We start from the raw sequence: 13767 nt of genomic DNA on the forward strand, positions 1-13767 counted from the left end.
ACCTGTTTTTAGGTATAAAAAAAGAGGACTTTAATACTAATTGTTTTTGTAAAAGGAATTTGGGATTCCGTATAAATTTTTCCGTTTCACTACAAAATTTTAGGATGACGCCCCCGATATGATGATTTTTTTGAACTTTTAGTTCAAAAAAATCATCTCTCCGTTCTTCAAACAGTTTAATTTTTTACGGAGTTTTCGCTTAATGAGTGCCCCACTTGCAAACTTAAGGTGCACTTTTAACTGACCTTAATCAAAAATACGTTAAGAAATGATGTAAAACAGACATCAAAAATGAATGGAATTATAAAACAGTAAACAGACAAATTAGTATGCTCCTAAAAATAAAAATACTTTAGGAAGACTGAAATTGAGCATACATTAATTTGTCCTCGTTTGTTTTATAGCATTTTAGTGTTTTTGATTACAGTCTTGACCTTTGGTTACCTTTGTGTCAAGACAAAGGTAAAAGGAATACAAAGTGTAACTAAAATTACTTAAACGTCCTAAAATACTATCTTTAAGTATAAAGAATTGGTGTAAAACAATTTTTAATATTGAACTACATTTCTATTTCTATCATATTCCTTGTTATGTCCTCCATATCTTCGCGTTTGCGTATTAAATGGTCTTGCCCATTATAAATAAGCACTTCTGCGGGTCTAAAACGCGAGTTGTAATTGCTTGCCATACTCATACCGTAAGCACCGGCATTATGAAAAGCTATAATATCGCCTTCATTAACTTCTGCTATTTTTCGGTCGGGAGCCATTGTGTCGCTTTCGCAAATATAGCCCACTACAGAATATATACGCTCTATACCTTGTGGGTAGGTTACATTGCTAATTTCATGGTGGGCATTGTATAATTTAGGGCGAAGCAAATGATTCATTCCTGTATCTAAACCTACAAATACCGTAGCGGTGGTTTGTTTTACTACATTTACTTTAGCTATAAAAATACCGGATTCACTAACTAAATATTTTCCGGGTTCAAAAAATAAATCTAATTCTTTGCCGTAGTTTTTACAAAATTCATTAAATCTTTTGTTTATTTTTTTACCTAATTCATTTACATCTGTAGTAATATCATCATGCCAATAAGAAACTTTAAAACCACTTCCTAAATCTATAAAATCTAAATCGGGAAAATCTTGGGCAATATCAAATAAAATTTCTGCTCCACGTATAAACACATCAACATCTAAAATATCGCTACCCGTGTGCATGTGCAGTCCTCTTACTTTTAGTTTTGTGTGTTCTACTATTCTCATTACATGACGAAGCTGATGTATAGAAATACCAAATTTAGAGTCAATATGTCCTGTACTAATTTCGTAATGCCCACCTGCCATTATATGAGGGTTTATTCTTATGCACACAGGAATAGTATTGCCATATTCATGCCCAAACTGTTCAAGCAAAGGAATATTATCTATGTTAATGATAACACCTTTTTCTACAGCCATTTTAACTTCGGCTAAAGAAACACAGTTGGGCGTGTATATAATTTCTTCCGGTTTAAAACCGGCTTTTAATCCTAAAAGCACTTCTTGGTAAGAAACGGTATCTAATCCTGCTCCTGCTTTTTTTAAAAGTTTAAGTACATTAATATTACTTAGAGCTTTTGCGGCATATTTTATCTTAGTGTTTTTATTAAAAGCTTTTTTTAGCTTATTGTATTGATTAACAATAACATTGGCATCATAAATATAAAGTGGTGTGCCGTATTTTTCGGCTAAATCGGTAATTTTTATTCCACCAAAATAACTTTCGTTGTTTTTAACTTCTATCTGTGTCATAAGCGTGCAAAGGTAATATCAAATTACTTTATAAGCACTTGTTTTTTAATAGAATTTCCTTTAGTATCTGTTATTTTTAATAGGCAAATTCCTTTACTTAAATTTTTTACAGAGATAGTATGGCTTGCTATTAGTTTATTTTTTGTTAGCTCTTTTCCATTTATGTCAAATATTGAAAAGGTATAATTTTCTTTTTCGTAAAGACCATTTATATAAATATTATTATTGGTAGGATTTGGGTATATACTAATTTCTTGCAAATAGGAATTATGTATAGCATTTTCTATATCTACATTAATGGCTTGCTGTATGGTATCAAAACAGCCCGAAACAGAACTGGTAATTAAAGTAACAATGTAGCTACCCGGCTGGCTGTAGGTGTGCTGTGGATTTTCTATGCCAGAAGTGCCTCCATCGCCAAAATCCCAATTATAAAAATAGGCATTAAAGGATTGGTTTGTAAAATTGCCTACCAAATTATTGGCTTGAAAATCAAAATTAGCATGGCTACAAAATTCAAAAGGATAGCTTAAAGTTTGGGTATCGCTACAAAAACTATTTTGAGCTATAAGCGTAAAACTATAGTTGCCTTCGGCATTTATTAATAAATTTAATACACTATCGGTATAAACACTGGCATCGTAGCTTATCCAATATGCTGAATTACTAAATTCAGAATTATTTACTAAAGTAAGTATGCTGTCATTTTGTTCAAAATAAAAATCAGCATTGGGACATAAAGTAGATAGAAAAGTGGTGTCTTTTGTGTTGGAGCAATAATCGTTTTCTACTGTTAAGCTTATTTGGTGGTAGTTGGTATCTAAAAATTGATATTGAACAGGAGTTCCATTATAGCTGTTGTTTTCTATAGTCCAAGTATAAGAATTAGCAACCGTAGATGAATAAAAATTGAACAAACCATCATTGCTTGTAAAACTAATTAATGGGGTAGGAGGCTCTTGTACATCTATAAGCAAAGTAGCTTCTTTACTTATGTATCTTCTATTTAATTGCGTACCTTTAAGTATGTGGTTTCCTACGGTGTTCCATTCTATAGTTATTTCATTATAGTTCTCGTTTATAATAGTGCCACCTACTACTTCCCAGCAGTAAAAGCTTGATGTATCGGTAGGCAGGCTATAGGTGTGTGTAGTGTTTATACAAACGGTATTATCTCCTGTTATTACGTTAGTATCGCCATACATTATTTCGTATAAAAATTCGCTTCCTACTTTTAAAATAGTATCTGTTACCCATTCTTGAAATTCCAGTAGTTCAGGTTCGTGCCCTAAGCCTTGAAGTGGATATAATCTATTTTTAATGCCTACATTATCTAAACGTTGATGTATGAGTAAGCTGCCTTGTACATTAGGGAAGATAGGCAACTGAAATGGAGGACCTTCGTCATAAGGAACAATTAAATCGTTAGTACCGTGGAAGGAAATAGTGGGAACATAATCTGTAGGCGTAGTAGCCGGACTGATATAACTTGTATCTAAAATGGCACCCCAGTTGTTTATTATGCCATGCACATTAGCTCTTTGATTGTTAAAATTATTGTTTCCACCGCATTGCAAGCAACCCAAATCATCAGGTTCTAAAAAGATGCCGTAGGTAGAGTTAATATTGGCTCTGTCGGATTCTTCCATAAAGCCATTAATTAATGCAGAAAAGCAACCAGCACTTGTACCCGTTAAAAATATAGCAGAGGTGTCTATGCCATAAACATCGGCACTATCTACTAAAAAACGAAGTGCTGCCGCCATATCTTGAGCTCCTCTGTAAACGGCTCTTTCGGCACTTTGCCCGTCAGCTACATTAAAACCTAAGCGATAATCTATAGTGGCAAACACAAATCCTCTTTTAGCATAAGATTCTGACATTTGAGGAATAACGGGTTCTGTACGCCAGCCTATTAAAAAACCACCGCCAAAAGCATGGATAATTAATGGGCGTTTTTGTAATGAATCTCCGGCAGGTTCTACTATATCTAAATATAAATCTTGGTTGTTAATTAATCCGTAAGGGTCGGCTTCGCCAAATTTTATACCCGTATGGCTTTGTGTATTGCTAAAAATCTCGCTTATATACCTTTGCGATTGACAATTTTGTGCTTTTGAATAATTTAGTAAAGCAAAAAATAGAAATATTGAAAAGTAGATTTTTTTCATTATTTAATTGATAGGAGTAAAGATAGCAAAAAACTAAATTTATCAAAAAAATGTTTTAACATTAGTTCCGAACTATTACTATAGAGATTGCTTCGTTCGTGCCTCACTCGCAAAGACGTACTCGTATAGGTTCGTCTTTGCGAACGGAGTGAGGCAAGCTCCACCTTTAATGTGCTATCAGAAGCTACCTTCTGACAATTTGTTTACAAAAACATAAAAAATATTCCTTACATTTGGATTGTGCATTTAATAAAAGAGAGTGGAAATAGGCAGGGATGCCGACCACAGGAAAATTTGAGAATGAATTATATATCATTAGAAATTAGGTCACCAAGAGAAATTTTAGAATATGAAGACTAAAGAAAAAAATAAAGAAAAAGAGAAAGATTTTGACACCGTTAAAACTTTCCGAAAAATCAAGGACAAAATATCCGAAGATTTGTTTGGAAAAACTGCTGAACAAATCAAGGAATATTTGAGAAAAAATAGTTTAAAATTAAACGCTGAATAAAAGCAAACCTTTTTCATACAGCTAAATTGAGTATTTTCGTGCTATGAAAAAAATCGTATTAAACACTTGCTTGTTTTTATTAGCTTACTTTGTAAGTTTAGCACAATACAATCCCATAGCTCCACCCAATACTTTTCAAAGCACAGAAAATCCATATTATTGGCGGAATAAAAAGCCTTATACAGATTATTGGCAGCAAGACGTTTACTACAAAATACACGCTACCATAAATGAAGAAACTGATATAATTATAGGCAATGAGCAGTTGGTTTACTGGAATAATTCGCCTGATACTCTTTTTGAAGTTTATTTTCATTTGTATCAAAATGCTTTTCAGCCGGGCAGTTATTACGATAATTTATACCACAATAATGGACAAATAGCCAAATATGGAAAATACGAATCGGCAGGCTTAGGAACTACCATTGACGATATTAAAATAGATGGAGCTACAGTAAAAACTACTTTAGATAATACCATTTTAATAGTTCATTTAAACGAGCCTATTTTACCTCAAAGTAGCGTAAAATTTGACATTAATTTTAAAACCTACTACGATAATGGTAGCGTAAGAAGGAGAATGAAATTTTTTGAAACCTTTGGGCAAAAACAGTATAATGGTTGCCATTGGTATCCACGTATTGCCGTTTATGACAAAAAATTTGGTTGGACTACCGACCAGCATTTGGGAAGAGAATTTTATGGTGATTTTGGTACTTATGATGTTACTTTAAATTTTGCCAGCAATTACATAGTAGCCGCCACAGGAAAACTACAAAATGAAAATGAAGTTTTACCAAAAGAACTACGAGAAAAAATAGACATTAAAAACTTTAAAAATAAACCGTGGAATGCTACACCATCGGTTATAATACCATACAAAAAAGGAGAAAGAAAAGAATGGCATTTTTATGCTGAAAATATTCATGATTTTGCTTTTACGGCAAGCCCACACTATAGAATAGGAGAAGCACATTATATACTTGAAGGTACAAATGATACTATTACCGCTTACTCTTTTGCTCAAGAATCTCACGCTTCTGGTTGGCAAAATGCGGCAGAATATACAGCCAAAGTGCTGCAAGTTTACTCAGAAGATATAGGAATGTATGGCTATCATAAAATGATAGTGGCAGATGCCCGTGACGGCATGGAATATCCTATGCTTACTTTAGATGGCGGTAGCGACCCCGGCTACAGAGGATTATTGGCTCATGAAGTGGGGCACAATTGGTTTTACGGCATGGTAAATAATAATGAAACCTACCGAGCATTTATGGACGAAGGTTTTACCCAATTTTTAACAGCGTGGGCAGAAGAAAGAATAGACGGAAAATATATAGTAGAAAATAAATCTACCAAAAAATATATAGCTAAATATAAAAAACCAAGAACGGTAAGAGATGATGAAGTTTACTATGGCTATATAAGAGATGCCGCTATGGAAAACGATGCTCCTTTAAATACCCACAGCGATGGTTTTAATGGAGCCATTAGGCACGGTGGAGGCTATGGGCATGTGTATTACAAAACTGCTGCCATGCTCTATAATTTGCAATACACTTTAGGCGATGATTTGTTTAAAGAAGCCCTGCAATATTACTTTAAAAAGTGGAGTTTTTGTCATCCTTATCCAGAAGATTTTAGACAAAGCATAATAGAATACACGCACACCGATTTAAACTGGTTTTTTGACCAATGGTTAGAAACCACAAAAGTTATTGACTATAAAGTTGGAAAAGTAAAAGCCGTAAAAAATGAAGAAAATACTTACGAAATAAACTTTAAACGCAAAGGCAGAATGCAAATGCCTATAGATTTTAGAGTGGTAGATAATAACAATAGAACTTTTGATTATTACATTCCAAACACCTATTTTCAAAAAGAAACCCATGCCGATACTTTGCCAAAATGGACGGGGTGGGATAAAGTTTACCCAAAATATACAGCAAAAGTTACCCTGCCCCAAGCATATAAAGACAAAAAAGTAAAAATAAAAAATGTAATTATAGACCCAAGCTACCGACTGGCAGATGCCAATATTTTAAACAATAGCAAAAAAGGAAAGGTAGAATGGCGTTTTGACAGTCATGTGTGGAATTTTCCGGAGTGGAAAAAGTATATTATTTATTACCGTCCGGATATTTGGTGGAATGGTTTTGACGGCTTAAAATTAGGCTGGCATTTAAACGGAAATTATATGAACCGCAAACATATATTTTCATTTACAGCATGGTACAATACGCGATTGCTACAGGGCAATGTGCCGAGTTTAGCAGGACATAAATTTTATACCAATGATAGAATTAGCTTCAATTTTGAATACAAAACAGCATTAGACAGGAAATTAAAAAATACAGATTTATCTATACAAGCTCGTTATTTAGACGGCTTAGTTTTAGGCAAAATACAGATAGATAAGCAGTTTAATAATGGCATAAAATCGTACATAAATTATAAGCGAATGATACGCCCGGAAAGCAATGATGTAGATTATTTATTGTATGCCAACGAATGGTCAAACGGGCAGTGCAATGGAAGTGTAGAAGGAGGCTTAAGCTACGATTTCAGAACAAAACATGACGATTATAGTGGCACAGTGGCTCTTACAGCTCGCACTTCGGCATCGCCAGTTATGAACTACCAGTATGCCACTTTTGAATTTAAAGACAAATACTCATTTTGGCGTATGGATTTAAAATCAAGATTATTTGTACGTATGGGTACTAAAAATCCACCACCGGAATCTGCATTGTATTTTGCAGGAGCTAACGGAGAAGAAATGGTAGAAAACAAATACGTGCGTGCCGCAGGTTTTTATCCTAAGCAGTGGGTAGGAAGCTATGGTGCTGTGGTAAATCATTTCCATTATGGTGGAGGCTTAAACATGAGGGGTTATAGTGGCTACTTAGTGTATGAAACAGATAATACAGGAACAGTAAATAATGCATACAGAGGAAATAGTGGTGCGGCTATGAATATTGAATTAGATTTTGATAGAATAATAAAATGGAAAAAACTTCCTAAGCTTAAAAAATACTTTGATATAGATACCTATTTATTTGCCGATGCGGGCACAATAAGATATACTACAACAGGCAACAACCAAAAGTGGAGCAATTTTAGAGCCGATGCGGGAGCAGGTATTAGTTTTACTATAAAAAGGTGGCTTAATTTATATGATGTTAAGCCTTTTACTATAAGATTTGATGTGCCATTTTATATAAGCCACGCTCCTCCTGGCGAAAATAATGTAAAATTTAGATGGCAAATAGGTATTAACAGAGCATTTTAAGTGAAACAATTTATTTCCAAATCTTTAGATTATTTTATCCCTATTTCAATATTTGTTGCTTTATTTTTCTTCATATATATATTGCTGAAGACTTGTATTACATTCTCTGAATTTTTTAAATTATTGTTGTTTGTAGCTTCATTTATCTCCATAGTTTATTATCTATTAGCAAAAAAATATCATTGGTTTCATGTTAGCCATATAAATTTATTATTGTATGCTTATCTTGTTCCTGTATCATTAGTTTTTATAATAACGTTAAATTTTTATACAGCCAAAACCGTTTACTATGAAAATATTTATGTTGGAGGTCAATACGGTTATCGTAGTTTAGAATCTCTTATAAGCCCTAAAAAAAGAATAGTTGAAGTATGCGACAGATTGTATTTAACTTCAATTAATACAGAAGATAAAGAATATGTAGAAATTGAAATAGGAAAAGGGTTTCTTGGTTATTATGTACTTAAAAAGCAATCCTTTTATACCAGTAAAGAATATTATTTAAGAGAATAGGAATGAGAGTAGTTATACAAAAAGTAAGTAAAGCATCTGTAGCGGTAAATAAACAAATAGTAGGCAAAATAGAAAAAGGCTTATTAGTTTTAGTTGGTTTTGAAGATGCTAATAATCAAGAAGATATAGTGTGGATGTGCAACAAAATTGTCAATATGCGTATTTTTAATGATGATGAAGGCAAAATGAATTTAAGCATTAAAGATGTAAATGGAGATATTCTATTGGTAAGCCAATTTACTTTGCACGCATTAACAAAAAAAGGAAATAGACCGAGTTTTATAAAAGCAGCAAAACCTGATATAGCCATTCCACTTTATCAAAAAACAATTTTAGAATTAGAAAATCTCCTTCAGAAACCCATAGCTACAGGTATTTTTGGAGCTATGATGGACGTGCAACTCAATAATGACGGCCCTGTAACTATAATAATGGATAGCAAACTAAAAGAAGTTTTGTAGCAACAAAAAAAGGAAGCCAATTTGGCTTCCTTTTTTTTGCTTTGTTCTTTATATTTTTTATGCAACAGGTGCTGCATCCACAATTTCTTTAGCGGTTTCTGCTTCAAACTGTTTAAAGTTTTCTTGAAAAGCATTTGCCAATTTTTTAGCCGTAGCATTGTATGCTTCTTTATCTGCCCAAGTATCACTTGGGTTAAGTATATTGTTTGGCACGCCTTCAATATTATTAGGTACTAAAACACCAAAAATTGGGTGTTTTTTAAACTCGGCATTAGCTAAACTGCCATCTAAGGCGGCATTAATTAAAGCTCTGGTTACTTTTAAGCTCATACGCTTGCCCACACCATAGCTTCCACCGCTTAAGCCGGTATTTACCAGCCATGCATGAGCACCGGAAGTAGTTAATTTTTCTCCTAGCATTTCAGCGTATTTAGATGCGTGCAAAGGAATAAATGCAGCACCAAAACAAGCCGAGAAAGTTGTTTTTGGCTCAGTAATACCTACCTCAGTACCTGCTACTTTAGAGGTAAAACCACTCATAAAATGGTACATAGCTTGCTCATTAGTCAGTTTACTTATTGGAGGCAGTACACCAAAAGCATCGTAGGTTAAAAAGAAAACATTTTGAGGAATACCACCCACAGAAGGTTCTGCTCTATTGTTTATATGGTAAATAGGATAAGAAACTCTTGTGTTTAAAGTTATGCTTGAATCGGTATAATCTGGTTCGTTGCCGTTATTTTTAAAGCCTACATTTTCAAGTATAGCACCTTCTCTTATGGCATTATAAATATCCGGCTCAGTATCTTTGTTTAGGTCAATAACTTTTGCATAGCAACCACCTTCAAAATTAAAAACGCCCGTGTCAGACCAGCCGTGCTCATCATCGCCTACTAAAGCTCTGTTTGGGTCGGCACTTAATGTGGTTTTTCCTGTTCCGCTCAATCCGAAAAACAAAGCGGTGTCGCCATCTTTTCCAATATTGCAAGAGCAGTGCATACTCAGTACATTTTTAGTATGAGGCAATAAGAAATTTAATACTGAAAAAATACCTTTTTTAATTTCTCCGGTATATCCTGTGCCACCTATTAATACTACTTTTCTTGTAAAATTAAGGATAGCAAAGTTGTGCTGTCTGGTGCCGTCTTCCGTTGCATTAGCCATAAACCCCGGAGCATTAATTATAGTCCACTCAGGTGTAAAATTGGCTAATTCGCTTTCTGTGGGTCTTAAAAACATATTGTAAGCAAACATATTGCTCCAAGGTGTTTCTGTTACTACTCGTATATTAAGTTTGTAGTTTTTATCGGCACAAGCGTAGGCATCTCTTACAAATATGTCTTTATCATTTAAGTAGGCTACAACTCTGTTGTATAGTTTATCAAATTTAGCCGAGTCAAAAGGCAAATTTATTTTATTCCAGTCAACAGAATTTTCTGTTAAACTGTCTTTTACTATAAATCTATCTTGAGGCGATCGTCCTGTAAATTCTCCCGTATTTACTGCTATTGCTCCATTATCGGCAAATTTTCCTTGCCCCAGTTCATCGGTTAAGGCAGCTAATTTTTCGGGAGATAAATTCCAAAATTCGGTTTTTGAAGTGTTTAAACCTATGGTTTCTAATGTTGTGTTGTTTGGTTTGTTTCCTTGCACAGTCATAATAGTATGTTTGCTTTAGGCACGCAAAGTTAATAATATTTTATTGCATTAACTTATTGTGCTAATTTAGTTCTGCACTTTTGAGCATAATTAATGTTAACTTTGTTTTCATAATTTTTTAGACTTTATTTAATTTATTATTATGTGGAAACAAGTAGAAAATGAGCTGGTAAAGAATTTTGAGTTTAATGATTTTTCAGAAGCTTTTGCTTTTATGACTCGTGTGGCTCTGCTGGCAGAAATACATAACCACCATCCATGGTGGAGTAATGTTTATAACAAAGTAACCATAAAATTAACTACCCACGATGCAAGAAATACCATAACCGAAAAGGATAGAAATTTAGCTAAAGCTATTGATAAGTTGTTAATTGAGTAGATTTTCAGTAGTCAGATGTCAGTAATCAGAAAAAAACAGTAAATCTCAAACCCTTTTTTGACTTCGGGATTCCTGCCTCTGCCTTATCGGCAAACAAGTCCGCAGGAATGACGCTTGGTAAGATATATTAGGTATCTATAACCGATAGCTTTTTAACAAAGATTTAGAGGTAAAAAATATTATCCTTCCTCTTACATCTTATGTCTTAAGTCTTGTATCTTATATCTGATACTGCACTTTAACCCACGATTTAAACTCAGGTAAAAGAACGGTAGAATCGCAAACGCCTATAGATTCTCCTTTGCATTCGTCTATTTCTTTATAAACTATTTGAATTTTTGTGCCGTCAGCCACACCGTCTAAATCTTTTACATTGCAAACTCTAAAATTCTCATCGCCAGCTTTTAGGTATATAACATCGGTACACGGTATAGATATTTCAACTTCTTGTACATCTTTGCCACAAGAGAACATTAACAAACTTAAGCTGAATATTACAATTAATTTTTTCATTTTAGTATTTAGTTTAAAGCACAAATATAAGAAGCTATTTCTTTTTTTCTTTTCTTTTCTTTGCGTCTTGCTCTTTGTCAACAAGTTTCTTGCCAAAAAAATCTATATTAAAAGCTAATATTGGCAATATTCCCATTTGATATTTGTAGTCTATTTTGCCTGTATCTTTGTTATAAAACTCTCGTAATATGTTTTTATAATTTACAAAATTGGCTAAATCTAAAGAGAGTGTCCAAGAAAAATTTCGTTGGTTTTTCTTATAAGCAATTCTAAAATCGGGTCTAAAATAATTTTTGTATCGCTGTGTAAAAGCTAAGGAATCTATTTCCACTTCTTCATCTGCTATTTTTGAGGCATTTTCGTCTATTGGGGTATAATTAAACCCACCGGAGTATTGCAAACGCATACCTAATTCTAAAGAATTATTTTTCTTAAACTGAAATTCTTTGCCACCCATTAAAGCTAATCCAAAACGATTATCGTAAGCTGTAGAATACCATTTTTTGTCAATAGTTCGGTAAGAAGATTTAAAAACGGTAGCATTAAAATTTAAAAACCAATTTTTACTGTAGTATTTTTCTATATTTATATCTACGCCATAGTTCATACCCACACCTTTGCTTACTAATGAATCTAAAGCAAAACCATCTCTATCATTTAGCATCATATAGGTAGTGCCTGTTTGTGGCGTAATAGGCAAATGAAAAAGATATTGGAAGTAGGGTTCTACTTTTATTTTTAAATTATTAATAGGTAGCACTTCGTAGCCCAGTACAAAATGATTGTTTTTAATAAGTTTTAAATTTCTATTAGGAAATGTATTGGGTATAGTTTTGCTCTCTGTAAAATAAGAGCCCAAAGGTAAATGCTGACTGTGCAAGCCATAGGCAAAAGTTAGGGTGTGGCGTTTACTTATTTTTTGCTGAATAGAAATTCGGGGTTCTGCAAAAACAGAATTGTTTAAGGCTAAATATAAACCATGCACGCCACCTACGATGGTGGTGGTGGGCGTAGGTCTGTATTGCATTTGCACAAAAGGCTGTAGCAACGTAGTAGTTCCTTTTCCTTGTATTAATAAGTCTGTTTGGTTGGTTAAATTATTTAGTTCTGTTTCTTTAAACTTATAAAAAATTTGATGAGCTTCTAATCCTGCTTTTAAGTTTAGTCCTGCTTTTATTCTTAAATTGTAGGTAGAGTTTAGTCCTATTCTTGAATCTCGGTAGGCTCTGTATTTAAAATTGTGAAATTGAATATTGTTGCTCAGTGTATCGTAACTGTCAGTTATATCATTAAAAGAGCCGGCTACAACCGTTTTAACGTAAGATTTTTTATTGATAAGTTGCGTCCACGATACGCCAACAATTCCCAAATTAGTTACAAAATCTATTTGAAGTTTATCGGAATAGCCTTCCCATTTTGTAGAATCTTTTTTGGCATAAGTAATTTCTGAACTCAAGCCTCCCAAGCCAAAAATATTAATATAAGCTTTCTTTTTAGTAGGTACATTAATGTTAAAAGCTACATCTTGAAAAACATTTTCTGTGTTTTCTCCCACTACGTTTAAGCCTATTTTATTAAGCAAACCTAAGGTAGAATATCTATAATTAAACAAGTAAGATGCTTTAGATTCTTTTTTAAAAGGTCCTTCTGCACCAAACTCTAAACCTATCATGCCCGCTTTAAAAGAAAACTCGTGGCGTTCATTATTTCCTTTTCGGTAAGAAATATCAAAAACTCCGGCTAAGGCATTTCCGTATTCTGCGGAAAAAGCCCCGGTAGAAAAATCGGAACCCCCCATTAAATGAGGCGAAAGTGCCGTAATACCACCACCCGAAGAACCCGGACGAGAAAAGTGGTTTACGTTAGGAACATCTATGCCTTCTAATCGCCAAAGTACGCCTACGGCTGAGTTGCCTCTTATCATCACATCATTATTGTTGTCTTGGTTGCTCATTACTCCGGGCGAGTTTAGTGCCACCCTGCCGGGGTCGTTTATGCTTCCGGCAAACCTATTAGTTTCTTTTATACTAAAAGATTTGGTGCTTATTTGTAAGCTTTCATTTTTTGGTAATCCTTGTTTTTTTGCCGTTACTACCACTTCTTCAGTTTGGTTAACCATTTCTTGCATTTGTATATCTAAAGTTAGCTCTTTACCGGAGGTAAGTGTAAGTAAACCAGATGAATAGGGTTCGTATCCTAAATAACTACACTGCACATTCACTCTGCCTACAGGCACATTTTTTAGCTTATAATATCCGTCAAAATCTGTGGTGCTTGAAATAATATCTTCTCCATTTTTAATAAAAACTGTAGCACTGAGGAGTGGTTGTTGGGTTACTCCGTCAAGCACTCTTCCTTTTATAGTTTGGTTACTTTGAGCAAAAGAAAGCATAGAAAGTGTAGAGAATAAAAAAAAGTAAAATAATTTCATTCAGTATGTTGGATTGGTTAAATCAAAACTACAAAA

At 33.7% G+C, this 13767-nt stretch carries 10 protein-coding genes; 5 read left to right on the forward strand and 5 right to left on the reverse strand.

Annotated features, from left to right (window positions below; genetic code table 11):
• Nucleotides 1–559 precede the first annotated feature (559 nt).
• A complete protein-coding gene (gene lysA, locus H6578_02365) occupies nt 560–1798 on the reverse strand; it encodes a diaminopimelate decarboxylase (protein ID MCB9226003.1) in 1239 nt (412 codons plus the stop codon).
• Between the two features lie 23 nt (nt 1799–1821).
• The gene (locus H6578_02370; GenBank protein MCB9226004.1) at nt 1822–3969 is read right to left on the reverse strand and encodes a T9SS type A sorting domain-containing protein; all 2148 of its coding nucleotides are present in this window, start codon (nt 3967–3969) and stop codon (nt 1822–1824) included.
• A 349-nt stretch (nt 3970–4318) separates the two neighbouring features.
• Between H6578_02370 and H6578_02375 the strand changes: the two genes are divergently transcribed.
• Genes H6578_02375 through H6578_02390 form a run of 4 tightly spaced genes read left to right on the forward strand, consistent with a single transcriptional unit; the run spans nt 4319 to nt 8749 of the window.
• A complete protein-coding gene (locus H6578_02375; protein MCB9226005.1) occupies nt 4319–4480 on the forward strand; it encodes a hypothetical protein in 162 nt (53 codons plus the stop codon).
• 43 nt (nt 4481–4523) lie between these two features.
• Complete coding sequence (locus H6578_02380; protein MCB9226006.1) at nt 4524–7775, forward strand: M1 family metallopeptidase; 3252 nt, start codon at nt 4524–4526, stop codon at nt 7773–7775.
• Nucleotides 7776–8288, forward strand: coding sequence for a hypothetical protein (locus tag H6578_02385; protein MCB9226007.1), 513 nt, complete (start codon nt 7776–7778; stop codon nt 8286–8288).
• 2 nt (nt 8289–8290) lie between these two features.
• A complete protein-coding gene (locus H6578_02390) occupies nt 8291–8749 on the forward strand; it encodes a D-tyrosyl-tRNA(Tyr) deacylase (protein ID MCB9226008.1) in 459 nt (152 codons plus the stop codon).
• A gap of 57 nt (nt 8750–8806) precedes the next feature.
• Here H6578_02390 and pckA read toward each other — a convergent pair whose 3' ends face one another.
• Nucleotides 8807–10408, reverse strand: a complete 1602-nt coding sequence (gene pckA / locus H6578_02395; protein ID MCB9226009.1) for a phosphoenolpyruvate carboxykinase (ATP) — start codon at nt 10406–10408, stop codon at nt 8807–8809.
• A gap of 142 nt (nt 10409–10550) precedes the next feature.
• On the opposite strand from pckA, the gene H6578_02400 reads away from it, so the two are divergent.
• Nucleotides 10551–10787 (forward strand): 4a-hydroxytetrahydrobiopterin dehydratase, encoded by a 237-nt coding sequence (locus H6578_02400; GenBank protein ID MCB9226010.1) that lies wholly within the window; start codon nt 10551–10553, stop codon nt 10785–10787.
• A gap of 219 nt (nt 10788–11006) precedes the next feature.
• Here H6578_02400 and H6578_02405 read toward each other — a convergent pair whose 3' ends face one another.
• Both H6578_02405 and H6578_02410 read right to left on the reverse strand, forming a co-directional pair.
• The gene (locus H6578_02405; GenBank protein MCB9226011.1) at nt 11007–11300 is read right to left on the reverse strand and encodes a hypothetical protein; all 294 of its coding nucleotides are present in this window, start codon (nt 11298–11300) and stop codon (nt 11007–11009) included.
• 34 nt (nt 11301–11334) lie between these two features.
• Entirely contained in the window at nt 11335–13731 is a 2397-nt protein-coding gene (locus H6578_02410) for a TonB-dependent receptor (protein MCB9226012.1), read from the reverse strand.
• Between the last annotated feature and the right edge of the window lie 36 nt (nt 13732–13767).

The sequence above is a fragment of the Chitinophagales bacterium genome, assembly GCA_020635995.1.
Taxonomy (GTDB): Bacteria; Bacteroidota; Bacteroidia; order Chitinophagales; family UBA8649; genus JAFMKE01.